General features: G+C 64.5%; 23 protein-coding genes and 1 tRNA gene. 12 read left to right on the forward strand and 12 right to left on the reverse strand.

Going from position 1 to position 26,371, the window contains the following annotated elements; all coding sequences use genetic code 11:
• Positions 1–53: 53 nt before the first annotated feature.
• The 5 genes from ABFX56_RS13005 to ABFX56_RS13025 all read right to left on the reverse strand — a co-directional run bounded on the left by ABFX56_RS13005 (position 54) and on the right by ABFX56_RS13025 (position 4,855).
• Positions 54–1,037, reverse strand: a complete 984-nt coding sequence (locus ABFX56_RS13005) for a VOC family protein (RefSeq protein WP_346233764.1) — start codon at positions 1,035–1,037, stop codon at positions 54–56.
• Positions 1,037–2,152: a 4-oxalomesaconate tautomerase gene (locus tag ABFX56_RS13010; protein WP_346233765.1), complete on the reverse strand. Its 1,116-nt coding sequence runs from the start codon at positions 2,150–2,152 to the stop codon at positions 1,037–1,039. The genes ABFX56_RS13005 and ABFX56_RS13010 overlap by 1 nt, the downstream gene beginning before the upstream one ends.
• On the reverse strand, positions 2,149–2,880 hold the full coding sequence (locus ABFX56_RS13015; RefSeq protein WP_346233766.1) for a PIG-L deacetylase family protein: 732 nt from the start codon (positions 2,878–2,880) through the stop codon (positions 2,149–2,151). Before ABFX56_RS13015 ends, ABFX56_RS13010 begins: the two co-directional genes overlap by 4 nt.
• Positions 2,881–2,985: 105 nt before the next feature.
• Positions 2,986–3,888: a LysR family transcriptional regulator gene (locus ABFX56_RS13020; protein ID WP_346233767.1), complete on the reverse strand. Its 903-nt coding sequence runs from the start codon at positions 3,886–3,888 to the stop codon at positions 2,986–2,988.
• A gap of 76 nt (positions 3,889–3,964) precedes the next feature.
• The gene (locus ABFX56_RS13025; RefSeq protein ID WP_346233768.1) at positions 3,965–4,855 is read right to left on the reverse strand and encodes an ABC transporter substrate-binding protein; all 891 of its coding nucleotides are present in this window, start codon (positions 4,853–4,855) and stop codon (positions 3,965–3,967) included.
• Between the two features lie 175 nt (positions 4,856–5,030).
• On the opposite strand from ABFX56_RS13025, the gene ABFX56_RS13030 reads away from it, so the two are divergent.
• Both ABFX56_RS13030 and ABFX56_RS13035 read left to right on the forward strand, forming a co-directional pair.
• Positions 5,031–6,056, forward strand: a complete 1,026-nt coding sequence (locus ABFX56_RS13030) for an LLM class flavin-dependent oxidoreductase (RefSeq protein ID WP_346233769.1) — start codon at positions 5,031–5,033, stop codon at positions 6,054–6,056.
• Positions 6,053–6,916 (forward strand): alpha/beta hydrolase fold domain-containing protein, encoded by an 864-nt coding sequence (locus tag ABFX56_RS13035; protein ID WP_346233770.1) that lies wholly within the window; start codon positions 6,053–6,055, stop codon positions 6,914–6,916. The genes ABFX56_RS13030 and ABFX56_RS13035 overlap by 4 nt, the downstream gene beginning before the upstream one ends.
• A 74-nt stretch (positions 6,917–6,990) precedes the next feature.
• On the opposite strand, the gene ligM is transcribed toward ABFX56_RS13035, so the two are convergent.
• On the reverse strand, positions 6,991–8,397 hold the full coding sequence (ligM, locus tag ABFX56_RS13040; RefSeq protein WP_346233771.1) for a vanillate/3-O-methylgallate O-demethylase: 1,407 nt from the start codon (positions 8,395–8,397) through the stop codon (positions 6,991–6,993).
• A 402-nt stretch (positions 8,398–8,799) separates the two neighbouring features.
• Here ligM and ABFX56_RS13045 point away from each other — a divergent pair, with 402 nt between their 5' ends.
• The 6 genes from ABFX56_RS13045 (at position 8,800) to ABFX56_RS13070 (ending at position 15,199) form a co-directional block, all read left to right on the forward strand.
• Positions 8,800–9,573, forward strand: a complete 774-nt coding sequence (locus ABFX56_RS13045) for an ABC transporter ATP-binding protein (RefSeq protein ID WP_346233772.1) — start codon at positions 8,800–8,802, stop codon at positions 9,571–9,573.
• Entirely contained in the window at positions 9,570–10,280 is a 711-nt protein-coding gene (locus ABFX56_RS13050; protein ID WP_346233773.1) for an ABC transporter ATP-binding protein, read from the forward strand. Before ABFX56_RS13045 ends, ABFX56_RS13050 begins: the two co-directional genes overlap by 4 nt.
• 7 nt (positions 10,281–10,287) lie before the next feature.
• Complete coding sequence (locus ABFX56_RS13055) at positions 10,288–11,172, forward strand: branched-chain amino acid ABC transporter permease (protein ID WP_346233774.1); 885 nt, start codon at positions 10,288–10,290, stop codon at positions 11,170–11,172.
• 5 nt (positions 11,173–11,177) lie between these two features.
• Positions 11,178–12,206 (forward strand): branched-chain amino acid ABC transporter permease, encoded by a 1,029-nt coding sequence (locus ABFX56_RS13060; RefSeq protein ID WP_346233775.1) that lies wholly within the window; start codon positions 11,178–11,180, stop codon positions 12,204–12,206.
• A gap of 66 nt (positions 12,207–12,272) precedes the next feature.
• Positions 12,273–13,541, forward strand: a complete 1,269-nt coding sequence (locus ABFX56_RS13065) for an ABC transporter substrate-binding protein (RefSeq protein ID WP_346233776.1) — start codon at positions 12,273–12,275, stop codon at positions 13,539–13,541.
• A gap of 8 nt (positions 13,542–13,549) precedes the next feature.
• Entirely contained in the window at positions 13,550–15,199 is a 1,650-nt protein-coding gene (locus ABFX56_RS13070; protein ID WP_346233777.1) for a thiamine pyrophosphate-binding protein, read from the forward strand.
• Between the two features lie 33 nt (positions 15,200–15,232).
• On the opposite strand, the gene ABFX56_RS13075 is transcribed toward ABFX56_RS13070, so the two are convergent.
• Entirely contained in the window at positions 15,233–16,699 is a 1,467-nt protein-coding gene (locus tag ABFX56_RS13075; protein WP_346233778.1) for an aldehyde dehydrogenase family protein, read from the reverse strand.
• Between the two features lie 184 nt (positions 16,700–16,883).
• Between ABFX56_RS13075 and ABFX56_RS13080 the strand changes: the two genes are divergently transcribed.
• Together ABFX56_RS13080 and ABFX56_RS13085 are read left to right on the forward strand one after the other, a co-directional pair.
• Positions 16,884–17,033, forward strand: a complete 150-nt coding sequence (locus ABFX56_RS13080; protein ID WP_346233779.1) for a hypothetical protein — start codon at positions 16,884–16,886, stop codon at positions 17,031–17,033.
• Between the two features lie 95 nt (positions 17,034–17,128).
• The gene (locus ABFX56_RS13085; protein ID WP_346233780.1) at positions 17,129–18,397 is read left to right on the forward strand and encodes an ABC transporter substrate-binding protein; all 1,269 of its coding nucleotides are present in this window, start codon (positions 17,129–17,131) and stop codon (positions 18,395–18,397) included.
• Positions 18,398–18,475: 78 nt separating this feature from the next.
• Here ABFX56_RS13085 and ABFX56_RS13090 read toward each other — a convergent pair whose 3' ends face one another.
• The 4 genes from ABFX56_RS13090 to ABFX56_RS13105 form a co-directional block, all read right to left on the reverse strand.
• The gene (locus ABFX56_RS13090; RefSeq protein ID WP_346233781.1) at positions 18,476–20,089 is read right to left on the reverse strand and encodes a thiamine pyrophosphate-dependent enzyme; all 1,614 of its coding nucleotides are present in this window, start codon (positions 20,087–20,089) and stop codon (positions 18,476–18,478) included.
• A gap of 112 nt (positions 20,090–20,201) precedes the next feature.
• Positions 20,202–20,275, reverse strand: a tRNA-Met gene (locus ABFX56_RS13095).
• Positions 20,276–20,325: 50 nt separating this feature from the next.
• On the reverse strand, positions 20,326–23,226 hold the full coding sequence (locus ABFX56_RS13100) for a UPF0182 family membrane protein (RefSeq protein ID WP_346233782.1): 2,901 nt from the start codon (positions 23,224–23,226) through the stop codon (positions 20,326–20,328).
• Positions 23,227–23,303: 77 nt separating this feature from the next.
• Positions 23,304–24,416 carry a YlbL family protein gene (locus ABFX56_RS13105; RefSeq protein ID WP_346233783.1) on the reverse strand — a complete coding sequence of 371 codons (1,113 nt, stop codon included), beginning with the start codon at positions 24,414–24,416 and terminating at the stop codon, positions 23,304–23,306.
• Positions 24,417–24,520: 104 nt separating this feature from the next.
• Between ABFX56_RS13105 and ABFX56_RS13110 the strand changes: the two genes are divergently transcribed.
• Both ABFX56_RS13110 and ABFX56_RS13115 read left to right on the forward strand, forming a co-directional pair.
• Positions 24,521–25,885 (forward strand): zinc-dependent metalloprotease, encoded by a 1,365-nt coding sequence (locus ABFX56_RS13110; RefSeq protein WP_346233784.1) that lies wholly within the window; start codon positions 24,521–24,523, stop codon positions 25,883–25,885.
• Between the two features lie 56 nt (positions 25,886–25,941).
• The gene (locus ABFX56_RS13115) at positions 25,942–26,244 is read left to right on the forward strand and encodes a hypothetical protein (protein ID WP_346233785.1); all 303 of its coding nucleotides are present in this window, start codon (positions 25,942–25,944) and stop codon (positions 26,242–26,244) included.
• On the opposite strand, the gene ABFX56_RS13120 is transcribed toward ABFX56_RS13115, so the two are convergent.
• A partial coding sequence (locus ABFX56_RS13120) for an integrase core domain-containing protein (RefSeq protein WP_346233799.1) occupies positions 26,215–26,371 on the reverse strand: 157 nt, incomplete at its 5' end. The two genes, ABFX56_RS13115 and ABFX56_RS13120, sit on opposite strands and share 30 nt — an antisense overlap.

Below are 26,371 nucleotides of genomic sequence, written 5' to 3' on the forward strand. Positions count from 1 at the left end.
CACGGACTCCGCCAGCGCGGTGTCGTGACTGTCCGCGGCTGCCGCCGTCGGCGCTACCGTTGGGCTGCCGAATCGCCCGCGACGACAGGTGTGCCGTGGGTGTGGAACGACTCGATGGTCTTCAATCCCCAGGCCTGCCCCTTCGCCCGTTCCTCGGGCGACCAGGTGACCGGCTCCCAGTCGGGGGCGAGGATCAGCCTGGCACCGGGGTTGTGCAGCTCGATCCGGTTGCCGCCCGGCTCCCAGACGTAAAGGAAGAATCCCTGCTGGATGGTGTGCTTATGCGGGCCGGTCTCGATGTAGACGCCGGCTTCCAGGAACACGTCGGCCGCCCGCAGGATGTCTTCACGAGTGTCGGTGGCGAATGCGATGTGGTGCAGGCGGCCCTGCGCCCCCAGCCAGTCCTTCGTGTAGACCAAGTCATAGGACTTGTTGCAGACGTTGAACCAGACGCCGTCGTAGCCGCCGTCGGCCCGGGCGATGCGTTCGGTGCACCGGGCGCCGAGCACGTCGGTGAGGAACGTGCTGACGGCTGCCACCTCCCGAGTGAGGTAGTTCACGTGATCGAGTCGGCGAACGTTGGCGCCGCGCCCGGGGAACGCTGCCGCCTGGTTCTTCAACGCCGGGGAGTCCGAGGCGTCAGCCTGATACCGGTCCACCTCCCAATACACTCCCATCGGATGCCCATCGGGATCGTCGAAGAGGTACGTCGGGCCGAGGCCGTGCTCGCTATCGCTGTATCCCTGTCCGAATCCGGTCGGCTCGATCAGGTTGACCAGCCGCTCCAGTGCCTGCGGGCTGGCTGCGCGCAGATAGGTGCGGCCAACGCCCGCCTGCTCGCGCTGAGTGAGTTTGATGGTGTAGCTCTGATAGTCGTCCCAGGTGTGCAGGTAGATCGAGTCGCCGGCGCGATGCACCTCCCGCAGCGCCATGGAATTGACGAAGAAGTCCCTGCTGGCCTCCAACGTCGGTGTGAACATCTCCACGGGTCCGATGTGCGCGATATCGCGCAGACGCTCCGGGCTCGGTTCGGTCATCAAAACACTCCTTTTGGGTCTCGCGGTTCTGGGTCTCGCGGCCAGACGAGGCCGTCGAATAGTTTCCGCGCGGTGCGGATCACCGCGCTGCGGCGGAGCGAACTGGCGACGCCGGTGCCGGTCAACTGTGCTTCCACGTCGAAAAAGCCGGTCGGGTGCTCGATACGCAGGGCCGACGATTCTGGGTCGGCTGAGTCGGAGTCGAGGTCCTGCGCCGCCACCGAACCTGGCAACAACGCACCGGCAGCAACCGAAATGGCACCGACGACCCCGATCGAGGTGTGCACCCGATGGGGGATGAAGGTCCGGGTGCAGATCGCCCCGCCCGCCCGCGGCGGTGCCACCAGCGACATCTTCGGCACGGTGGCGTCGCGCACGTCGCCGAGGCCCATCGCCGGGCCGGCGAGGAGTCGGATCTCCTCCACTTTCCCGGTCAGGGCGGCGTTCGCCTCCAGGTCTTTGGGGGACTCGTAGCCGGTGATGCCCAGGTCCTGTGCACGCAGCAGCACGACCGGCATCCCGGCATCCACGCAGGTGACCTCGATGCCGGCGAAGCGGTTGCGCACCGCACCGGTGGGCAGCAATGGTGCGCTGGCCGCCGGGAATTCCAGGGGCACGGAGGCGGCACTAAATGGTGCTCCCGAGATCATGACGTCGCCCGAGTAGCTCACCCGGCCATGGGGAGTCTGCACCCGGGCGGTGGCGGTGGAGCCCGAACCGTTGAGGATGCGGATGCGAACCTCCGTCGTCTCACCGGCGACGCCGACCAGGCCTCGTTCGATCGCGAACGGGGCAACACCGGCAAGAAGGTTGCCGCAGGTTTGCTGATCGCCGACCAGTGGTTCGTCGACGTGAACCTGGAGGAACAGGTAATCGATGTCGGTCTCGGGGTCGGCTGATCGGCTGATCACCGCCACCTTGCTGGTCAGCGGGTGTGCGCCGCCGATCCCGTCGATTTGCCGCGGGTCAGGCGATCCCATGATCCGAAGCAGCAGGTCGTCCCGCACGGCGGGATCCGAGGGGAGATCACCGGCGAGAAAATAGGCTCCCTTCGAGGTGCCGCCCCGCATCACCATGCATCGGACGCCGTCGGGCGCCAGAACCGGTGTCGTCATGACAGTTCCGTGGTGACCTGGGGGTACACCCGCTCGTACGCTTCCGCGTACGCGTGCACCGGCAACCCGAGATTCGGCCCGCTGTTCCGCTTGGCCTGCACCCCCCGCCGACGACCCAGGTCGCTGTAGTACTCGACGAGGTGGCTTTGCGCAGGCAGGCTGTGCATCGCCGCCAGCTTCGCCTCCCACACCGAGGTGATGTCGAGAAGGACATTCGGCACGAAACCGCACACCTCGCTCTGATGCGGTTCGAAACAAAAGATCGGCGGTGCCCCCAACACGTCACCGGGGCCTTCCACACCGACCGCCTGAGCCAGAATGCGTGCCTTCCGGGCGATCTCGCTGGCGGCGACGTGGTCCACGTTGTACGGGTCCAGTGCCGAATGGGACAGCACGACATCCGGCTGCAACTCGCGGTACAGGTCGACCAGTTGTTGCACCAGCTCGGGAGTTTCGTTCAGGGGATAGTCGCCGGCGTCAAAGAACCGCACCTCGGCGCCCAACACCTTCGCCGCCGCCTCCCCTTCTGACCGGCGGACGGCCTTTACTTCGTCCAACGACTTTCCGGCCCGCCACAAGCTCGCGGACTCCCCGCGTTCGCCGAAGCTCAAGCACGCGATGACGGCTCGTCCACCGTTCTGAGCGGTCAACGCCAAAGCGCCCCCCGCGCGCCACACGAAGTCGCCGGGATGCGCGGTGACGGCGAGCACCGTCGTCGATGGTGTCACAGGGAGCCTCCTTGGTCCGAAGCAAGCACGAATGTTTGCCCCGCTCCAACATTAGGGACTCGCAGGATAATTGTCAGCATACGAACGAATGGCCTTGTCTTTTTGTCAGTCGGAAGTGAGGTCGCGCAGCCACGCGGCGAGGGTGCCGATGGCCTCGGAGTCGTTATCGCCGGAGCGTTGGACCAGTCCGATCTCCGCGCGTGCCGCCGGACGATCCAGCCGAACCGGGACGAGCGGGCTGGCCAGGGCGCCTGGCCGCGCGTATTTCGGGACGAACGTGGCAACCACTCCCAATCCGGCCCCTGCCGCGAGCACTCGAGCCTGCAGTCCGTCGATTTCGAGCACCGAGTGGTCTCCGGTGAGACCGCTCTCGCGGAGTTTCTCCAGGTAATAGACCGATTCGATGCCCGTGGCGGGGGCGGTGATCAAGCCGACTTTTGCGATCTCCTCTGGAGCGACGCTGTCCTTGGTGCCCAGTGGGTGATCGCGCGGCACGAAGAACATCAGTTCCGCCGTGTGCAGAAGCTCGAACCTCGCATCCACCGGAAGATGCCAATTGATCACGTAGGCGATGTCCAGTTGGCGGTCGAGCACCGCTTGGGCGGTGCTGCCGCTGTGACCGAAGCGAAGGGACAGCATCGTGTCGGGATGCGATCGCAGGAACGGAGCAATCGCCTGGAGGAGGAAATACTCCTGTTCGAACGCGAGGCTGGCGCCCAGCCGCACGCGTCCGCCCCTGCCTTGTTTGAGGTCATTCAAGGCATGGACCAGTGACTCCTGCTCGGCCAACATGAGCAGCGCCGACCGGTAGACCTCGTGTCCTGCTGCGGTGAGGTGAATTGCACCCTGCTCGTAGACGAGGAGGTCGGCCTGCAGTGCCTTCTGCAACTCCCCGATGTGATGCGAGACCGTGGACTGCCCCAGGTGCAGGTGGCGAGCCGCGGCCGAGTAGCCGTTGCGATCGACGACGGTGACGAAGACCAGAAGGCGGAACAATTCCAAATTCACGCCATGGTCTCCCTCGCCGGCATCGTCTCCCGAACGACCCTATCGGCCGCCGCTCGCCGCCGCCTGTCGTTGTCTTCTAGGCGAGCACTGCCTTCTCGAAGCCGGAACCCAAACCGATCTCCAAGTCGAGCAGGTCCCACTTCTTCATCCACGCCTGGGTCGTGTCGTACATCTCCTGCGTGTACTGCTGGAAGACTATCCGCTCGCCCGGTCCGAATCGATGAATGTCCGCAATGGCGGCAAGGTCTTCCGGCATCTCGCGCAGCCAGTACTTCTTGTACCGCTCCTGTTCCAGATCGATGTCGCGTTGCGCCTTCTCGAGGGCACGGAAGTAGCGCTCGGTGTCTTCGTGGTCGGCCTTTTCAGAGATGTAGAACCCCATCATGAAGGTGGTGTCCAGCAGCTTTCGGAAGCCGAGCTGCTCCAGCAGGTAGGCCTGCGGGCCGAAGACGTTCGCCGCCTGGACCTCGCCACGCATCATCAGCCGCACCCGGTCGTAGGGGAAACCGGCGAAGGTGGTGGCGATGTCGGACTGGTCCAGAACCGACGACAGGGCTTGGATTGCCGAATAGTGGCTCCCGGAATGGTAGCCGACCGCTACCGGTACTCCGGCCAGGTCTTGCGGGCGCTGGTACGCCGAGTCGGCGGCAACGTAAATCCCTGCCGGCGAAACCGAGTACGCGCTCCCCCACATCTTTCCGCTCGCCTTGGTGGCGGCTTCGTTCACGGCCCAGTGGCAGGCACCGGAGACGTCGCACGCGCGGCCGGCTTCCATGTCCTCGAGCGCGCCGCTCTTCAGTTCGTGCGGTGCGTCATCCGTCGACTGGACGGCGGATGTTGTCCTGGTGTCACCGGCGAACCACTCGGTGGCGAACTCATAATCGAGGCCCTCGGCGGTGAAATAGCCGCGCTCTTCGGCGACCCATTCCTGCAGCCTCCCGTGTGGCTGTATGACGAATTTACCCAATTTCCTGCTCCTTTGCTCAGATGTTTCCCTCACCGTACGCGGCGAAAAATGTGTTGACAACAGTCCCCCATCGATGGTGGTATCGCAGTTATTGATGGGTCGCAGGTGAGCTGCCGGACTACTGGGCGCTGGATCGACCGTTATCGCAGTGCCCACGGAAAGGTGCATGATCTGCATGGAGTTCGGCATATTTGACCATCTCGACGCCTCAGGCGTTCCCGTCCAGCAGTTGTACCGGGAACGCCTGGCGCTGATCGAGCAGGCCGAGTCCCTCGGTTTCACCCGCTATCACGTCGCCGAACATCATGGAACCCCGCTGGGACTGGCACCGTCTCCCAGTGTCTGGCTGGCGTCGGTGATCCAGCACACGACGACCATGCGGGTCGGCCCGCTGGTGTACGTGTTGCCGCTCTACACGCCGCTTCGGCTCGCCGAGGAGATCGCCCAACTGGACCAGCTGAGCGGTGGGCGGCTGGATGTCGGGGTGGGCCGCGGCGCCTCCCCCTACGAACTGGGGTTCTATGGCGTGGACGTCGGGTCGACCTTCGACATCTACGTCGAATCACTGGCCGCGATCACCGCGGCACTGGCCACCGGGGCGATGACCCACACCGGCCCGAAACTGGGCAGCATCGATGCTCCGCTGGTGATCCCCGTGGTTCAACGGCCCTATCCGCCACTGTGGTTCGCGTCGTCGAATGCGCAGTCCGCGGCCTGGGCGGGCGAGCAGGGGATGAACTTGATCGGCTTCGGCACCGCCGCGGGTTTCCGTCCGTCAGTCGACCAATTCTGGCAGTCGTGGCAGGAGCACAACACCGACCCGTCCCGGCTCAACGCGCACGTGGCGCGCCCGCTGGTGGGCCTGGGCAGGCAAATCGTCATTGCGCCGACCGACGCGGAAGCGGTGGCCTTGCTGCGCGAAGCGCACGCCACCCACAGCGAGAACTTCTTGAAGCTGTGGCATGAGAACGGCAATTTCACCCGTGACGGCATGGTCGACCTGGAGCAGAGCCTGACCTCGGGGCTGGTGCTGGCCGGGTCGCCGGCCACGGTGCGGGACCGGGTGCGGGAACTCATCGCGGATTCGGGCATCAACTACCTGATGTGCACGTTCGCGTTCGGTTCGCTGTCCTCTGACAACGCGGCGCGCTCGATGGCCTCGTTCGCCTCCGATGTGATGCCGGCACTGGACCTCGAATGATCGACACCGTCGAGGTGGTGCGGGATGTCACCTACGCCGGCCAGGGGGCGTCGGCGCTGGCGATGGATCTCTACCTGCCCCGCGGCGCTGACGTCCCGCCGCCCATCGCGGTCTACTTCCACGGCGGCGGTTGGGCGCGCGGCACTAGGGGCGACCTCGCCCAGGAACGGCTGGTGCCCCTCGCCCGCCGGGGCGTGGCAGTGGCCAGCGTGTCATACCGCCTCATCGACGTCGCACTCTGGCCGGCACAGCTGTACGACGCCAAGGGCGCGGTTCGCTGGCTGCGCGCCAACGCCGCACGGTTCGGCATTGACGGCTCGCGCATCGGTGCCTGGGGCGCCTCGGCGGGCGGCCATCTCGCCGCCCTGCTCGGGCTGACCGCCGGCCTCAGCGAACTCGAGGGCGACGTCGGAGGAAACCTGGATCGGGACAGTTCGGTGTCCTGCGTCGTGGCGTGGTTTCCGCCGACCGACCTCATCGCCCTGACCGAGCAACCCGCCGATCCGGCCGTCCCACTGCCGTCGTTCCTAGCCGGCCGCCCGGTCGACGCTACACCTGCTCAAGCGCGCTTGCTCGGCGTGCACGATGTGCACGAGGCGCCCGATGCTGCCCGCGCCGCAAGCCCGATCAGCTACGCGCACCGAGCAGGACCGCCGTTCCGCCTCGTGCACGGTGATCGCGATGGGCTCATACCGCACTACCAGAGCCGGATTCTCCACGATGCTCTGCTCGAGTCGGGATCGCGCAGCACGCTGCTTCTCGTGGCCGGTGCCAACCACGAAGATGAAGCCTTCCAGCATCCGTCGATCATCGCTGCAACCGCCGAATTGCTGCGCGGTAGTGATCCCCGTAGCCGCTGAGGCCCCGTCCCGACAGAAGAAGGGGGCCGGCGCCTGGCGCCTGCCCCCTGCCTTACCCCTGACGGCCTACGCGATCAGGCGTCGATCGTGGTCCGCCATCCGCCGTGGTACTCCTCGCGCGCCTGGTGGGAGTACGGCGTCGGGCTGACCACGGCGCGCACCTCGATCTGCTTGTGTGGTTCCACGGTGGTCTTCCTGGTGCCGCCGTCCGGCTCACCCCAGACCACTTTCACCTCGGTGCCCAACTTGATCTCCGGGTCGATGACACCGAGAGACAGCGCGGTCCTCTCGTTGGCGCTGTATCCGGTGAACATCGACAGGCCGACGATCTTGCCGCTGGGGTCGATGATGGAGTCGAAGTTCGAGGATCCGTAGTTCGCATTCGGGAGGTTGAAGAACTTGTAGCTCTCCCCCTCTCGATCGAACAGGGATCCGGTGATCTTCGCCATGTCCTCGCCGTTCCAGGCCAGGGTGATCTTCTTGCGCTGGGTGGTCGGGTCGACCTTCTCCAGAGCGTCGCGGCCGATGAAGTCGTGGTCGTATTTGATGAAGCTGCCGTAGCCGAGGTTCCACGGCGTGGAGTAGTAGTCCTCGATGTTGTCCGAGACGAAGCTGCCGGCGATTGCGTTGGTCGCTTCGTAGCTGTCCGCACCGAGCCATTCACGGTACGGACGCAGCTCTTCGCCGGTGTAGATCGCCGGCAACGGCGACGGGATCCAGCCGGACTCAAGTGTGTTCGACGAGTAGGCCCGGGAGCCGACGGCCAACAGGCCGAACTCGGCGCCGGCCTCCAGGATCGCGGTGCGGATCCGGTCGTAGTCGGCGTACGGACCCCAGATCTCCACTCCGGGTGCACCGGCCATGCCATGTCGCAGGGTACGCACCTTCGTTCCGTCGATGTTCATGTGGCTCATGCTGAAGAACTTGAGCTGCTCGACCGGGCCACCGTTCAGCTTCTCGATGACCTGCCACGCAGTCGGGCCCTGGATCTGGAACCGGTAGTACTGCCGCGTGACCGCCTTGCCCATGGGGCGCATCGGGGATCGGGGGTCTCTGACCACCTCGACGTCGTAACCGCCGGTTTCGCCTTGGAACAACAGCCAGTCGGAAACGGGTGCCCGACCCACGTAGGTGTACTCGTCCTCGGCCTCATGGAAGAGGATGCCGTCGCCGATCACGTATCCCGCCGGCGTGGTCGGAACGTACTGCTTCGCCTTGTCGACAGGGAAATTCGCCACACTGTTGATTGCGGTGTCGGAAATCAGCTTCAACGCATCGCGGCCCCCGATGAACAGGTTGTCCATGTGGTGGGTCTGGTCATACAGCACCGATGTCGTGGCCCACGCGCGCACCTCGGTCTGCCAGTTGGTGAACTCGGAAGCCACGACAGGATACACATAAGAGCCGAGCTGGGAGTTGCGCAAGAGTTCCACTGTATTTCCCGCGTTGTCCAGGAGCTCTTGTAAATTTTTCGCGCCCATTATCTTGTTAATTCCTCTCATCTTTGACCGGAATTGGTCGATATTGTAATTTGCCTGACGTTCCAGTGCTCACCGCATAAGAGAGCCCCGAGCATACTGACTTTATCATCGGGGATCTGCCCACTCGGGAGGATTACGCTCAGCCCCGATCGGCGCCGAGGCGTGTCCGACTCTGCCCATTTCGCCCGCGCTGACGGGGAATCGGGTCTTTGACATTTCACCCCGCCAGGCAATACCCTGATGCTCGCAACGGTGCTCAGTTCTTGCTTGGAGGTAGGCATGAGGCACCAGTAGCGGCCTCCAACCACAGAAAGCACCGTCAATGCAAGCTAAAAGTGCACCGCTATTCACGTCAGCCTGTTGGTCGCGCACCGAGGCCAGCGGTTTCAAGGTACTGGCTTAATGGCTGCACGCTTGGCCCTGCGGGATGTCAGCCTGGGATTCGGCGGCATCCGCGTGCTGGATGCGGTAAGCCTCGAGGCTGAGTCCGCCAGTGTGCTCGGCCTCGTCGGGCCGAACGGCGCGGGCAAGACGTCGCTGTTCAACTGCATTAGCGGGCACTACAAACCATCGTCGGGGTCGATCATGATCGACGATATCGAAGTGCTCAATACGGCCCCGTCGAGCCTGGCCACCGTGGGGCTGGCCCGGACGTTCCAACATCCGGCGCTTCAGTTGCAGGCCACCGTCTTGGAGAACGTGCTCCTCGGCGGCCATTCGCGCCTGACCGGTGGTGCCTTGGCGTGGGCTTTTCGGATACCGTCAACGGTCCGCGGCGAGAAAGCGATCCGCCAGGAGGCGCTCGATCTGCTCGACCGGTTCAACCTGGCCTGGGCAGCCAAGATGACCGCAGGGGAACTGTCTCACGGCTTGCACAAGGGCATCGAGTTGTGCCGCGCTCTGCTTTCGAAACCCAAGCTTCTCTTGCTCGATGAACCGGCCGCCGGGCTATCACACGCCGAGGTCGAGCAGTTCATCACGTCGATCGCCGGCATTCGTGCCGATTTCGATCTGACGATTGTGGTTGTCGAGCACCACATGGCCTTGGTATCGGCGATCACCGACAAGGTGGTGGTGCTTGACCACGGGCGCAAGCTCATGGAGGGCACGGCGGCAGAGGCCCAACGGGACCCGCTCGTGATCGAGGCGTACCTGGGAACGAGGGCAGCGGGATGAACCTCCTTGAACTTGAGGATGTCACTGCCGCCTACGGCCCGGTTGTCGTGCTGCACGGCGTCAATGTCAGCGTCGAGCAAGGCGGGGCGACCGGGATGTTGGGCGCCAACGGCGCCGGCAAGACCACAACGCTGCGAGCGATCAGCGGAATGGTTCGCACGACCGGCCGGATAATGTTCGACGGCAAGGATATCTCCGGACTGCGGCCCGAGCAGGTCGCGAAACTCGGAATCGCTCACGTTCCCGAGGGACGCGGCACGTTGTCGCGACTGAGCGTGCGCGACAACCTGCTGGTGGGTGCCTACCAGCGAAACGATCGACGCGCGATAAAGACTGATCTCGATTACTGCATGGACCTGTTCCCGCAGTTGGCCTCGCGGATACGATCGCAAGCCGCGGCGTTGTCCGGCGGCGAGCAGCAGATGCTGGCCATCGGCCGCGCATTCATGGCACGGCCGAGGCTGCTCCTCCTGGACGAGGCATCGCTCGGGCTGGCTCCTAGTACCGCAGACAATGTCTACGATGCGGTCGGTCGCCTCCGGCGCGAATCCGGACTCTCGATGCTGGTGGTCGAACAGAACGCGGCTTTAGCCTTCACCCTCGTGGACAAGGCCACCGTCTTAGAAACCGGCCGCAGCGTGCTGAGCGGGACTCAGACGGAGCTGATGGGCATGGAGTCCATTCGCAAAGCCTACTTGGGAGGTTAGTGTCGGCATGAATTCACAGTTTGTCCAGCTCATTGTCGACGGCCTGGCTAGCGGTTCCATCTATGCCGCACTCGCTCTGGCAATCGTGTTGGCCTACCGCGCGACGGGGCTGCTCAACTTCGCCCAGGGCGTCATGGCGGTCTTTTCGACCTATCTCGCGTACAGCTTCTTGCAGGCGGGCCTGTGGCCATTGGCGGCCATCCTGGTGGCGATCGCGATCTCCCTGGTCTTCGGTGCAGGCGTCGAGCGGATCGTGATCCGACGCTTCGAGCGAGGCTCCATCAGCACCGCGGTAGTCGTCACGGTCGGCCTGTTCGTGCTCATCCAGGGAATTTCCGGCGCAATCTGGAGCTACAACCCGTTGACCTTTCCGTCGCTGTTCCCGCTGACGACCATCAAGATCGCCGGCGCCGTGGTGGGTGTTCGCTCATTGGGCACCATCGCGGTGCTCATCGTGGTCGTTCTCGTCCTGCAGTTGCTCTTCAAGGGGACGAAGCTCGGACTGGCTCTTCGCGCCGTTGCGGACAACCCCGAGTCGGGTTCGCTCTCCGGATTGCCGGTAGGGCGGCTGCTCATGATCGGTTGGGCACTGGCCGCGGCGCTCGGCGCGATCGCCGGAGCCTTGGTGGCACCCCAGGTATTCCTCAGCCCCGGAATGCTCGACTTCGTGCTGGTGTACGCGCTGGCCGCGGTCATCATGGGCGGGCTGGACAGCCCGATCGGGGCAGTGGTCGCCGCCTGGTTTATCGGTGTCGTCGAGAACCTCGCCGGCGCCTATCTCCCGTTCATCGGAGACGATCTGAAAATCGCGGTGCCGTTGGCAGCGATGTTTATCATTCTGATCGTGCGGCCACAGGGTCTGTTCGGTCGCAGAGAAGTGGTGCGGGTGTGAAAAGGATGTCTTGGGCAAATCGACGGCTGCGGCTGGCGGTCTACCTCGCGGTTGCCATCGCCGTCGTGGTCGCCCCACTCGTGCTGTCCCCCTATCTGAACTTCCAGCTCACCATGGTCGCCGTCTTCGCGGTCGCGATCCTGGGGCTGAACATCATCATGGGGTATACCGGACAGATCTCGCTCGGCCAGAGTGCGTTTGTCGGGTTGGGCGCATACATGACCGCCTACGGGGTGATGAGCGGGTGGCCCATCGTCGTCACGTTCCTGTTGGCCTGCCTCGTCCCTGCGGCCGTGGGGCTCGTGGTAGCTCTCCCGGCGGTCCGCCTGCGCGGGCATGCCCTGGCCGTTGTGACGTTGGGCCTGCCCATCCTCGCGCTCCCCCTCGCGCGGCGATTCCCGGAGTTCACCGGCGGATCCAACGGGATGACCGTGGATTGGATGAACGCACCCGCCTGGAGTGGGCTCGCCGTCGACCAGTGGCGATATTACGTCATCATCATCATTGCGGCCATTTTCTTCTTGTTCGCGCGAAACCTCGTCAACGGCCGGATCGGGCGTGCATTTGCCATCGTCCGCGAGAACGAAGCAGTGGCCACCTCGATGGGTATCTCGAGTTACCGCTACAAGGTGCTGGCCTTCACGATCTCATCCCTGTACGGCGGCGCCGCCGGCTTCCTGTACTTGGGCGCTGTGCAGTTCACGTCCCCGGAGACCTCGAGCTTCATCGTGGCGATCAACCTGCTGGCCGCCATGGTCATTGGCGGGTCGGCGAGCATCGCAGGTTCCCTCATCGGCGGGGTGTTCTACGTGGTCGTCCCGTTCCTGGCCGGGCAGGTCAATTCGTCGCAGACGGCCATCTATTCCGGCGCAATCCTCCTGGTTGTGCTCTTGATCGTCCCCGGAGGCTTCATCACGGTGCCACGCGTGATCCGGCAGCTCGCCAGCAAGCGGGCCGCCCGCGCTGCGAGGCGCACGACCACAAACGACGGCGACGTCGAAGAGAATCCGAGCGCTTCCACCGGTACCGCCTGAGTCGAAATCACATCCTTCCGCCGTGCGCCGGGCCGCGGATCTATTGAAGAGAGAGCAGAAGACACGATGAGAAGATCACTGGGAAGAGCAAGTAAGGCAACGAGCATAGTCGCCGTCGCCGCCGTGCTGACCATGGCGATGGCCGGTTGCGCACGCGGCACCAGCACCACTCCATCGAACGGGGCTGTCGCCAATGATCCGGGGATCACCGACTCCACAATCACCCTGGGAATCGACACACCGCTGAGTGGGCCGGTGGCCGGGCCCGGGTCCTGCTCCTTGGCCGGCCTGCAAGCGTATTTCGGCGCGGCCAACGCCGCCGGGGGCATCAAGTTCGGTGACGGTCACACTCGCACCGTGAACATCAAGTCGTACGACGACGCCTACGATCCGGCCAAAGCGGTGTCCAACTTCCGTCAAATGATCTCGGACAAGGTCTTCGCCGACGTGGGCGGCCTCGGTGCCGGTAACAACCTCGCGATCATGCCCATCGCGAATAAGGAAAAAATACCTCACGTATTCCTGCAGTCGAACACCACGAAGTTCAGCAGCGATCAGAAGGCGAATCCGTGGACGACCGGATGGTTGCCCACATACCGCAGTGAGGGCGAGGCGTTCGGGAAGTTCCTAGCCGCGGCTAACAAGCCCATCACGGTCGCAACACTGGCTCAGAACGACGACGTCAAGCAGATGGTGACGGGACTCGAGACTGGTATCAAGGGCTCGCAGGTGAAGATCGTGGCACAGGCGACCTACGAGGCGACCGACCCGACCGTGGACGCACAAATCACGAAGCTCGCCGCATCGAAGGCCGACGTGTTCTTCTCGGCCGACGTGCAGACACCCTTGGCCGTCTCTTCGCTCTTGAAGGCACAGCAACTGGGTTGGCTGCCGACGGTGTTCTTGCCGGCCAACACCTCGGCGAAAACGACGATTCTCGACCCAGGGCACGCCGAGGCGTACCCCAGCGTGTACACCACCGGCTTCTCCAAGAGTGTGACGAATCCGCAGTACGCCAATGACGCGGACGTGAAGAAGTTTGTCGCCGACATGGACCAGTACGCCAAGGGCACGACCGTGTCGAACGCCTTCGCCCAGTGCGAGTGGGCGTACTCGATCGGCGCCACCGTGGAAGCCGTGTTCAAGGCGATGAAGGAACCCACCCGGGCAGCGTTCATCGACGCCGTCCACGGCATCAAGGGCCTCGAAGTACCGTTGATGCAAGAGGGCGTCGTGGTCGACACGACCTCTCCCACCGCACCGGCAGTGGATGTCACGCGCATACAGCAGTTTGTCAATGGCGTTTACGTCATGGCGGACAAGTACCAGGGCTGATGTGCGCCATGAAGGTTGCTGAAGCAGTGGGAAAGGCCCTAGCAGCTGCAGGCATAGGTCACATTTTCGGAGTCGTCGGCAGCGGCAACTTCCGTGTGACGAATGCGATGGTCGGCGAGGGTGTGCCGTTCACCGCCTCACGACACGAGAGCGGCGCCGCCCTGATGGCGGATGCATACACTCGCATGTCTGGTCGCACCGCGGTTCTCACGGTGCACCAGGGCCCCGGCTTCACCAACGCGTTGACCGGAATCACGGAGGCGGCCAAGAGCCACACACCGATGCTGGTCTTGGCGCCGCACGCCCCGGACTCGCTCAAGGCGTCCAATTTCTGGGTCGACCAGACGGCCATGGCCCTCGGCGCCGGCTGCGTGGTGGAACGCATCCAAGGACCCGGCAGTGCGGTCGACGACGCGCTGGGCGCCCTGGCTCGCGCGCGTGACGAGCGCTGCACCGTAGTGCTGATCATGCCGAACGAGATCCAGGAGGACGAGTTTCAGCCACCGGCCAACGCCGCCGCTCCCGCTGTTCCTGGAGTGGTGGCAGGCGCCTCGCCCGAGGAGGTATCGCGGCTCGTGGGGCTGCTCGGCTCAAGCGATCGTCCGGTTTTCATCGCCGGCCGTGGTGGCCTTGGCGCGCGTGATGAGCTGCTTGCACTGGCGGAAAGCTCCGGCGCTCTCCTCGCCACCTCGGCGGTGGCCCGAGGGCTCTTTTCCGGCGAGGAGTGGAACCTCGATGTGAGTGGTGGCTTCGCCACTCCCGCCGCGACAGCATTGATCGCCGAAGCGGACCTTCTTGTCGTGTGGGGAGCGAGCCTCAATCGGTGGACCACGAGCAACGGAGCCCTTTTAAAGGGATCCAAGACCGTGGTGCAGATCGATGACCGACCGAATGCCCTGGGCCTGCACTACCCCGTTGACGTCGGCATCGTCGCGGACGTTGCGGAGACGGCCCGTCAAGTACAAGCTGCGTGGGCCTCAGCTGGCGAGCACGGTGACCGTTATCGCACTCCGGACGTGGCCAGGCGCATTGAAGAAGCTGGTGACTGGAGGCTGGTCGAGTATGACGAGGTCACCTCCGCCGGCAGAATCGATCCGAGGACGCTGACCATCGCGCTCGACGAAATCCTGCCGATGGACCGGGTCGTGGTCCCGGACGGTGGGAATTTCAACGGGTATCCGGCGATGTACTTCCGGGTACCGGACCAGCACGGTTACTGCTTGCCGCTCGCGTTCGCATCCATCGGCCTGGGGCTCTCCTCCGCGATTGGCGCCGCCATTGCCGTGCCCGATCGCGCCGTCATCACCGGAGTAGGCGACGGCGGATTCCTCATGAGCCTCGTCGAGCTCGACACGGCGGTGCGCCTCGGGCTCAGGCTGGTGGTGGTGGTCTACAACGACGACGCCTACGGCGCCGAGGTGCACCATTTCGGACCGGAAGGCGTTCCACTGGACATCGTCCAATTCCCGCCAACGGACATCGCGAGCATTGCACGCGGATTCGGCTGCGACGCCCTCACCGTGACGGAGCCAGGCGACATCTCGAAGGTGCAGGAGTGGCTGGACGGTCCCCAGAATCGTCCGCTCGTGATCGACGCGAAGATCACGTCGTTCCTCTCCTGGGTCTCGAAGCACGCCTTCTCTGGTCCCGGATTCTGAGTGCAAGGATGACGTTCGTCGAGTGCCTTCGGCTCACCCCTTTGGCAGCGCAATGCTGCGCGTCGCCATGAACTCGCGGAGGCCTTCGATTCCCATTTCCCTGCCCATGCCGCTTCCCCGCACACCACCGAACGGGGCACGCTGGTCCAGCGAGGAGGGGCCGTGATTGTTGATGAAAACATAGCCGCTCGTCAGCTTCGCGCCGACTTCCGCTGCGCGGGTCAGGTCCGCGGTCCACACCGACGAGCACAGCCCCGCCCACGTGTCGTTGGCCGCCTCGATCGCCTGAGCGTCGTCATCGAACGGGATGATGGGAATGGTCGGTCCGAACTGCTCTTCCTGCACCACGCGCAGCGACGGGTCCGGATCCAACACGAGGCTCGGCCGCAAGAAATAGCCCTCCCGTAACCCTTCCTCACGCGGCAGGGCAGCAAAGTCCCGCACCTGGGTGCCTGCTGCGCGTGCTTCGTCAACGAGCCCTGCGACAAAATCGCGCTGTCGAGCATTGTTGAGCGGTCCCATGGTCGTCGCCTCGTCAAGGCTGTGCCCAAGAACGGTCTTCTCGAGAAGAGCCGCAAACCCATCGACAACCTCCCGATACCGTGAACGGTGCACGTAGATGCGCTTCACCGCCATACAGATCTGGCCAGCGGTGCGGAAGGTACCGTCGAACATCCGGTTCAGCGCGTCAGTGTCGAGCACCGCGTCATCGAAGATGACGGCAGGGTCGTTGCCGCCCAACTCCAGCATCACCTTGGTCAGGCTATTCGACGCCATCTCCATGATGCGGCGTCCACCTCCGGGGCTTCCCGTGAAGGAGACCATCGCCACGTCGTCATTCTTCACCAGGGCCTCGCCGATCTCGGCATCCAGGCCGGTCACGACGTTCAGCACGCCGGCAGGCAGTTGCTCAGCGACCCGTTGCACGATGCGTGTGATCGCGAGCGGCGTCGTGGGCGGTGGCTTCACAATCACCGTGTTGCCCGCCAGCAACGCGAACGGCAAAGATGCGCCGAGAATCGACAACGGCCAGTTGTACGGCACGATGATCGTGATCACGCCGAGCGGAACATACGCCACCGTCGTTTCATGTGGCGGACCGGGGAGAACGGTCACCCGCTCAACCTGGTCGGCCAGAGCAGTCGCCAGTCCGAAGCGGCGGTTGAACGACAGCAGATCGAAGACCGACTCCCTCTTGATCTTGCCGTTTTCCAAGCTGAGGATGGTCGCGTCCTCATCCTGAAGGGCCGCGAGAACGCCGAGGCTGGCATCCAGCATGGCCGCCCGCTCGGCCGGCGTGCGCGCCGCCCACTCGGGTTGCGCCTTCTTCGCTGCGGCGACGGCGTCAAGAGCTTGTTCCCGTGAGGCGGCAGCGGCCAGACCGACAGTGACGGCCGGATTCGCCGGATCGATGACGGGAAAGTCACCGGCGCCGGATCGCGCCACCCCATCGATGAACAAGCCGGTTCTGACTAGCTCCCCTGACGTCTGGTAACTCATACCCATCTCCATTGTTGGGACACCCGCTGTGCTGCATTGTGTCGCCGACCGCGCCGACACCTTTGTTGATATTACCGCCCGCACAAGATAGCGTCGCTTAAGGATGCGAGCGATGTATAGCGGCGCGAAAGCAACCTGTACCCGAGGCACTTTCGATGCACGACGTATCACAGAAGGTTGCGAAATGCGAGCCTGCTACACCATCGCGACCCTCACGACGCCGAGGCAGAGCGAGCGGAGCATTCGCGACGTGACCGGTCGTCGTCCCACCGACTTTGCGCACTCCTGCAGCGGCACGACGATCCTGGACCGCATGATCGACGTACTCCGATGAGCATCTGACGACAACGCCACATTCTTCCGCACGGGCCACTGGCTCTCGGAGGCACCAAGAGAAGAGACAGACAAAGAAGTAAGAAGGGAATGTCAATGAAGACAACAATCAGCGCTGCCAGCAAGGTGACAAGTGTCGTCGCCGTCGCAGCAATGCTGGCCATGGGGATGGTCGGGTGCTCCGCCCGAGAGGGCACCACCTCGCCCAGTGGAGGACCTGCCAATGATCCCGGGATCACAGACACCACCATCACCCTGGGCGTCAACACGCCGCTCAGTGGGCCGGTGGCCGGCCCTGGAGGGTGTGCGCTTGCCGGCCTGCAGGCTTACCTGTATGCCGAGAATGATAAGGGTGGTATCAAGTTCGGCGACGGTCAAACCCGCAAGGTGACGATCAAGGCCTATGACGACGCCTACGACCCCGCGAAGGCAGTTTCCAACTTCCGTCAAATGGTTGCAGACAAGGTCTTTGCGGATGTCGGTGGTCTCGGCACGGGGAACAACCTGGCCATCATGCCGATCGCCAACCAGGAGAAGGTGCCCCAGCTCTTCCTCCAGTCCGGAAGCACCGCCTTCAGCAGTGACCAAAAGGCGAACCCATGGACCCTGGGGTGGCTGCCGACGTACCACAGCGAAGGTGAGTCGTTTGGCAAGTTCCTTGCCTCGGCGAACAAGCCGATCACCGTCGCCAGCCTGGCCCAAAACGACGACGTGGGACAAGACTACGTCGCAGGGCTCAAGGATGGCATCAAGGGATCCCAGGTCAAGATCGTCGCAGAAGCCACCTACAACGTCACCGACCCGACGGTGGACGCGCAGGTGACCAAGCTCGCCGCGAGCAAGGCCGATGTGTTCTTCTCCGCCGACGTGCAGGTACCCTTGACCGTCGCATCACTCTTGAAGGCACAACAGCTGGGGTGGCTGCCCGCCGTATTCCTCCCGTCGAACACGTCCGCCAAGGCGACGATCCTCGACCCTGGCAAGGCTGACGCGTACCCCGCCGTCTACACCACGGCATCGGCCAAGAGTCAGGTGAACCCGGCATTTGCGAACGATCCCGACGTGAAAGCTTTCGTCAACGACATGAAGAAGTACTCGTCGGATATCACCACGACGATCGTTCCTCAGTGCGCATGGGGTTACGCCATCGGCGCCACCTTGGAGGCCACCTTCAAGGCCATGAAAGCGCCCACCCGGGCAGCCCTCATGGACGCAGCCCACAGCCTGAAGGGCCTCGAGGTACCGATGATGCTCCCGGGCATCACCGTCAACACCACGAGCACGGACCGGGCGCCGGTTGACTCGGCGCAGGTCCAGAAGTTCACCGATGGAAGCTACGTCAACGCGAAGTCGTTCGAAGGCTGACTTGTCTTAGACAGAGTCGAATGACAACGGCAGCGGCCCCGGTCTCACGACCGGGGCCGCTGTTTCCCGATGCCACCGCTAAGAGGCGTAGGTGGCTTCCGGCGCGATCGCGACTTCGAGCACGAGCGGTTCGCTCCGCGATGCGAGTGTCGGGATGATGCGCTCCAGGGCCGAAGTGAGTTGCGCATAACCATCGACTCGGTGCGACTCAACGCCCAGGCCCTCGGCTATCCGGGAGACGGAAAGTCCCTCGAACGACGGCCAAGGAGTTTTGCCGACCCGCTTTTCGGCCAAGCGATTCATAACGGCGTACCCATTGTTATTCAGCACGATGAACACGATCCCGACGTGCAGGCAGTGAGCCGTCCACAGCGACTGAATACAGTACATCGATGCGCCGTCGCCGACGATGCCGAGAACCGGATGCGTCGGACGCGCGAGCTTGATGCCGATCGCTGTCGGCATCGCGAAGCCGAGTCCCCCCATGGCGGGAGCGAGGTAGCCGAACGGTCGTCGTATCGGCACCAGCGCAATGAACGCCGGCCGGGACGATGGGGCCTCCACAACCATCGTCGTCTCTTCGGGTAGCGCGGTCGCGAGCTGTTGGAAAACGTGCGCGGCCCGTAACGGCTCTCCCCGATCCGGCGGGTCGAGCCGATAGGCCGTGTCACGAGGACTCGGTACCGGCGCCCTCACCGGGAGGGTGACGTCGCCGAGCAGGTCGGTCAAGGTCGAACACAGCGTCGCCGGATCGCCGATGATCGACAGTTCTGCAGGCGAACGATTCGCCTCAGCTTCGTCGGCGGTGATCACAAACAATCGCATCCCATCGGGCACGACAGGGCCGGACGCATAGGGGTAAAGCCGGAGTGCAGCCGCGCCAACAACGACAAGGACGTCGTGATCGGCCAACTCCTTCCTGATCCGAGGCCTGTCGGCGGGGAGGCTACCCCGGAAGAGCGGGTGATCCTGCGGAAAGCCCGCGCGCGAGCTGAATGCCTCCTGCCAGACGGGAGCGCCCAGCCGTTCCGCCAGAACGGTCAAAGCAGACCAGCCCGCTTCGGAGTCGTTACCCGCCCCCGCGATGATGGCAGGTGAGGAGGATCCGCGAAGCGCGATCACCAGTTCGGTGAGTTCGGCGGGTGTTCCGCTTGGTGCCACGGCGACGCGACGTGCCGCGGCGTTCGCGCTCGGGTCCGCCGGTGCGTCCCAGTCATCCATGGGCACGATGACGATCACCGGACCGCTGCCTTGCCGGGCGACATGCGCCGCGCGCCGTACGGCCGACGGCACATCTGCCGCAAGCACGGGGGTGAGGACCTCCAGCGGATACTCGCCAGCAAGCCCCTGAAGCCGGCCCGACAGAAACGGCTGGAGCGCGAGGTGGCGGCGATCCTGCTGGCCAACGACGATCACGAGCGGGATGTGATTGGTACGCGCCGTAGCGATCGCCCCGACCGCGTTTCCCAATCCGGCGGTGGTGTGCAAGAGCACGAAGGACGGGTTCTCGGTTCCGAGGGCGTAACCGGACGCGATACCGACGACAGAACCTTCATGAAGCGCGAGGACGAATTTGAAGTCATCGGGAAGGGCCGTGAGGAACGGGATCTCGGTGGACCCGGGATTCGAAAAAATCGTCGTCATGCCCTCTTCGCGCATGATGTCGAAGCACGCGTCCCGCACAGTTGTCACAGTGTCAGCTCCTCGCCCGATCCCAGCTGGTAGTGCCTCGGGCCAGTTACCCGACGCGAAATTCCACCTACGCAAAGAGGCCGGAAACTCGTAAGTTTCCGGCCTCATCTTGTTGCGGGGGCTGGATTTGAACCAACGACCTCTGGGTTATGAGCCCAGCGAGCTACCGAACTGCTCCACCCCGCGGCACAAGGAGTAACTCTATCACACCGGTTGTGGCAGTTCGGCGGCGCGGGCTACTTGTCGGCGGCCAACGCTGCCTCGAGCGCTTTCTGGAGACGCTCGTCCGCCTGCGCCGCCGCGACCAGATCGTTCTGGGCGTAGGCGGCTTCGCGATCCTTCAGCGCGGTGGCGGCATCCTGCAACGCGGTCTGCAACGCGGTGTTGGAGCTCGGCGTCGTCGGCGTCGTGGGAGTGGTGGGCGTGGTGGGCGTTTCGGTTCCCGGCGGAGTCGGCGGGGTCTCCACACCGGTGTCACCGGCCGTGGCCCCGGAGTTGCCGCCGAACAGTTTGTCGAGTGCGGCATTGAGCGTCGGCTCGAACGCGATCTTGTCGCCGAAGGCCACCAGCACCTTCTGCAGGATCGGATAGCTTGTCTCGCCCGTCGACTTGATGTAGACCGGCTGCACGTAGAGCAGCCCGCCGCCGACCGGCAGGGTCAACAGGTTGCCCTTGACGACATCCGTGGAGCCCTGACTCAGCAGGTTCAACTCTGTGGAGACCGTGGGGTCGGAGTTGAAGTTGTTCTGAACCTGGCCGGGGCCTGGAACGGTGTTCTGCTTGGGCAGCGCGAGCAGGGTGAACTTGCCGTAGTCGGGCGAGATCTTCCCCGGTGTGTTGCCGGCATCCGCGTCGACGGCGAGGTAGCCGGCCAAGATGTCCCTGGCGTTCTGCGGAATATAGGTCGAATACAGCGAGAACGCCGGCTTGTCCGCTCCGGGCATCTTCATGGTGAGGTAGTACGGGGGCTGCAGCGTCTTCACGCCCGCGGTGGTGACCGGCTCGTTCGGTGTGATCCAGGCATCGTCGTTCGAGTAGAACGAGTCGGCCTTCGTCACGTGGTAGGTGCCGAGGATGGCGCGCTGCACCTTGAACAGGTCGGCCGGGTACCGTACGTGGCTGAGCAATTGCGAGCTCATCTTGCTCATCGGCTCGAGCGTGTTCGGGAAGATCTTCTGCCAGGTCTTCAGGATCGGATCCTGATCATCCCAGGCATACAGCGTCACCTTGCCGCTGTAGGCGTCGACCGTGGCCTTCACCGAGTTGCGGATGTAGTTGATGTTGTCCACCGCGAACGCCGGTGCCGGCGTGTAGGTGTCGGCGATGGACCGGCTCAGCTGCCGGATGTCCGAGTACGGGTAGGTGTCGCTCGTGGTGTATCCGTCGACAATCCAGACCACCTTGCCGTCGACGACGGCGGGGTAGGCGTCGCTGTCCAGCGTCAGGTACGGGGCCACCTTCTGCACGCGCTCCTTCGGGTCGCGCTCGTAGAGGATCTGCGAATCGTTCGTCACAGCGTCAGAGAGGAACACCTGCTCCGACTGGAACTTGATCGCGAAGATCAGCTTCTTGAAGATGTTGTCCAGCTTCGGTCCGCCGTTGCCCTGGTAGGTGGTGGTGGCGTTCTGGTTGCTGGACTGGTCACCGGAGGGGTAGTCGAGCTCGATCTGCTTGGCACCCTTCGGCGCGCCGACGATCGAGTAGGCGGGTGAGTTCTCACCGAAGTAAATACGCGGTTCGAATTTGCCGAGAGCTCCGCTGCTGGGGATCCCGGACTCCAGGAACACCGGCAATCCGTCGCTGGAGCGCTGGTTGCCGTAGGCGGCGACCACGCCGTAACCGTGCGTGTACACCACGGTGTTGTTGTACCAGCTGCTGGCGCTGCCGAGTTTGGAGATGTCGAGCTCGCGCACGCCGATCACGGTGTCCTGCGTTTCGCCGTTGATCGTGTAGCGGTCAACGTCAAGGCGCGGCTCGAACTGGTAGTACTGCTTGATCTGCTGCAGCTGCGCGTACGCCTCGGTCACCAGCGCGGGGTCGATGATGCGGATGTTTGCGGTGGTCTCGGCGTCGTTGCGCAGGGCGCCCGGTTCGGTGTCGGTCGCCGCCGTATACGGCGCCTCCTTCACCTTCGCCACCCCGTAGGCATCCCTGGTCGCGTCGATGTTGCGCTGAATGTACGGCGCCTCCGCCGTCTTCGCGCTCGGGTCGACCTGGAACTTCTGCACGAACCACGGATACACGGAGCCGATCAACAGTCCCATCACCAGCAGCAGTGCGGTGCCGATGATCGGGAAGCGCCAGCGGCCGTTGAATGCCGTGATGATGAACAGCACGGCGACGATCGCCGCGGCTCCTGACAGGATCTGACGTCCTGGGATGAGCGCGCTGACGTCGGCGTTCGACGCGCCGACCAGCAGGTCGGTGGTGCTGCTGGTGGCCATTGTGGCGTACTGGTCGAGCCAGATGCTCAGCGCCTGCACCGCGAGGTACACCGCGCCGATGATCGCCAACTGAATGCGCGCCGCCTTCGAGATGCGCAGTTCACGGCCGTTGAGCCGCAGCGAGCCGTACAGGTAGCTGGTGGCGAGGGTCGCCAGCGCCGACAACAGGATGACGGCGGAGGCGAAGGCCAGGGCTGACTGGAAGAACGGCAGGTTGAACAGGTAGAACGCCACATCGAGGTGGAACTGCGGGTCCTTGATTCCGGTCTGGGTCTGGTTGAGGAATTCGAGCGCCAGCGGCCACCTCGAGGAGGTGGCCACCCCGGCGAAGATGCCGAGCAGAATCGGGATGCCGATCATCGCCACCTGCCGCAGCGGCTCGATGACCTGCTGGTAACGGTCCAGTTGCGCGTTGAGCTTGGCGTACATCGGCCGGGAGCGGAACGCGAGTTGCAGGCTGACCCACACCGGAATGGCCATGCCGAAGAAGCCGACGAGGAACATGGTGCTGCCGGCGAGCCACTGTGTGGTGAGCACGCCGAGGAAGCCGAGCTGGTCGAACCAGAGCCAGTCGGTGTAGAGGCTGGCGAAGATGAAGAAGACGATGACCAGGGCGACGATGACGCCGATAGCGATGCCGAGCGTAGCTCTCGACCGTCTGGGCGGGCGCTGTGATGTTTCGGAGGACGTCAAGAAACTGCTCCTGGCTCGAAGGTAGGGTTGCTGCCCATCTTAAGGCCCAATGCTGGGCGGTGGGCCCGCCGACCGGATCACCGTGCCGGGCAGCTGGGCAGCGCGCCCGTGTCGGCATGGGTGCCGATCGCCTGCACGGCGGCCACGGAGTCGTCCAGGGTGTGCACGGCGATCACCGTGAGTCCGTCCGGGACATGTCCGACCACTTCGTCGCAGTTTCCGGCTGGCGCGAGGAACCAGGTCGCACCGGCGTGCCTGGCGCCGTACATTTTCTGCCGGATGCCGCCGATCGTGCCGACCTCGCCGGACGAGCTGATGGTTCCGGTGCCGGCGATGGACGCCCCGCCGGTGAGCGCACCGGGGGTCAGTTTGTCGATGATCCCGAGCGCGAACATCTGCCCGGCGCTGGGGCCGCCGACGTTCTCCAACTGGATCGACACGGGGAACGGAAACTGGTAGTCCACCGCTGCCTCGATGCCGATGATCGGGACCGGATCGGTTCCGCCGCTCAGCTCGGGGAGCACCGAGACGTCTCTGGTTTCGCTGCCGCGACGGATGCCGATCGTCAGCGGGTTGCCGGCACCGGACGCGGCGATGGCCTCCCGAAGTTCGGTGACGTCCTTCACCGGGTCGCCGTTCACGGTCAGTATCAGATCTCCCGCCTTCAAGATCCCCGCCGATGGCGCGTTGGGGGTGAGCGCCATGACCGTCACGGTGCTGGGCACCGACATCCCCAGGTGGACCATCGCGGCGGCGATGGCATCCTTCTGCGAATTGGACATCTGGATCGCCGCGACCTCGCCGGCCTCCTTGACGGACTGCCCAGGCGGGTAGACCGAGTCGAGCGGCACTACGGCCCGGCTGGGATCGAACCAGGCCGACAACACCTGGAACCAGTTCGGCAGGTGCGACCGGTTGCCGACGTAGTCGACCGTGAGCAGGTCAAGCGTTCCCGATGTCGGGTAGGTCTTCTCGGTGGGGATCGAGATCATCGGGACGGTTTTCTCACCGGCCGTCACCGTCCCGAGCGTGTTGAACACCGGTCCCGGGCGCTCGATCACGTAGGGCGATGGCACCAGCGAGAACGCGACGGCACCCACCAGAGCGATGGCCAGCAGCGCGGTTCCGATCCGGCCGTTGCGCGTGCCGGATGCCGCGGACTGCGGGCGGTCGTCGGGGAAGAGAACCACCGCCGTCCTTTCCAGAGGATGTTCGCCACAGGCGCACTAGCGCAGGCTGCCAGCCTAGGTCAAAAGGCTCTCCGCGGGCTTCACAAACGATTAGCGTAGGTGCCATGCCTGATGATTCGGACAAGGAACCGGAAGACGAGTTTCGCGACATGTTGCGCGAGTTCCTGTCCGGCAACTCGCAGATCGACCCGTCGCAGCTCGCCGGAGCGGCCGGGCTGCCGAACGACCCGGAGATGATCGCGCAACTCATCACGCAGTTGCAGAGCGCTCTGCAGAACAGCAAGGACGGCATCAACTGGGACCTGGCGCTGCAGCAGGGCAAGGCGTTCGCGGCCCGCACCAGCCAGTCCCCCGCCGCCGATCAACGCGCGGCCCTCGAGCAGGCGCTGGGCGTTGCCGAGTTGTGGCTCAGTGAGGCGACCTTCATCTCGGAGCTGACCACGACGCCGCGCCTGTTCAGCCGATCCGAGTGGGTCGCCGCGACGATGCCGATCTGGACCCAGCTGGCGGAGCCGGTCGCCACCAGCATTTCCAACTCGCTGGCCACGGTATTGGAGGAACAGGCGCCGGACGAGATGTCCGGGATGATCGAGGGTGCCAGCAAGATCATGCGGAACGTCGGCGGCACCCTGTTTGCCATGCAGTTGGGCCAGGTGGTCGGACAGCTCTCCACCGAAGTGGTCTCCGGCGGGGATGTCGGCATTCCGCTGTTCGAGGAGCAGCAAGCGGTACTGCTGCCGCAGAACACGGCCGAGTTCGGTGAGGGTCTGGACATCGACGCCGACCAGATCCAGCTCTACCTCGCCGTGCGGGAACTCGCTCACGCGCGACTGTTCCGGCACGCCAAGTGGCTGCGGCTGCACCTGCTGACCTCGATCACCGAGTTCGCCCGCGGCATCCACATCGACACCACCCGCCTGGAAGAGCTGGCCTCGGATTTCGACCCAGGCAACCCGGAAGAACTGCGTCAGGCCATGGTGAGCGGTGCGCTGATCCCGCCGAAGTCGCAGCAGCAGCTGGCGGCGCTTGGCCGGCTGGAGACGATGCTGGCGCTCATCGAGGGGTGGGTGGACGTCGTGACCGCCCAGGCCACCACGCGGCTGCCCAGTTCCGGGGCGATCGCGGAGACCGTGCGCCGCCGCCGCGCCGCGGGTGGTCCTGCGGAGTCGGCGTTCTCCACCCTGGTGGGGCTCGAGTTGCGGCCCCGTCGGCTCCGTGAGGCGGCCGCGATGTGGCAGCGGGTGACCGATGCTGTCGGGGCGGAGCGCCGGGACGATCTGTGGTCGCATCCTGACCTCATCCCCACCTCGGAGGACATCGACGATCCCGCAGCGCTCGTCGCGCGACTGAGCAGCACCTCCGGCGATCACGACGACGTCGACCAGGCGATCGAGGACCTGCTCAACGACGACCGGGACGACCGGCCCCGTGAGGGTGACGACGGCACAGCGGAGGATCCGGAGAACTAACCGCAGCCTGTGGACAGCTGGCAACGCGATGGCCCGTTTCGGCGCATCCTTGCCGCATGATTTTGCGACTCGACCCCTCACGACCGTTCGTCTGGCGTAGCCCGTCCAGCGCACAGTTCGGCATCGATCATCCGGTCGTGCTGCTTCCTCAGGTGACCGACGCCGACGAGCGGATGCTCAGCGCACTCAGGATCGGCGTGCCCCGCGCCGGGGTCAGCGTGATCGGCCTGCAGTGCGGCGCCACCGAAAGCGACGTACGCCGGCTGCTGCGCGCGGTGGAGCCGGTGCTGCTGCGCGACCCGCCCGACGACGGCCCGCACGGCGGTGTCCTAGCTGTACTGCCCAGGGAGGTTGGTTAACCGGGTGATGGGTGGTTTGGCTCCGGTGGCGGTGTGGGGCCTGTGGTGATTGTATTCGTGGAGCCAGGCCGGGAGGGCTGCGCGGCGGGCTGATTCGCTGTTGTAGTGGCGTTTGAACGCCCAGCCG

The sequence above is a fragment of the Parafrigoribacterium mesophilum genome (assembly GCF_039652555.1).
GTDB classification, from domain to species: Bacteria; Actinomycetota; Actinomycetes; order Actinomycetales; family Microbacteriaceae; genus Parafrigoribacterium; species Parafrigoribacterium mesophilum.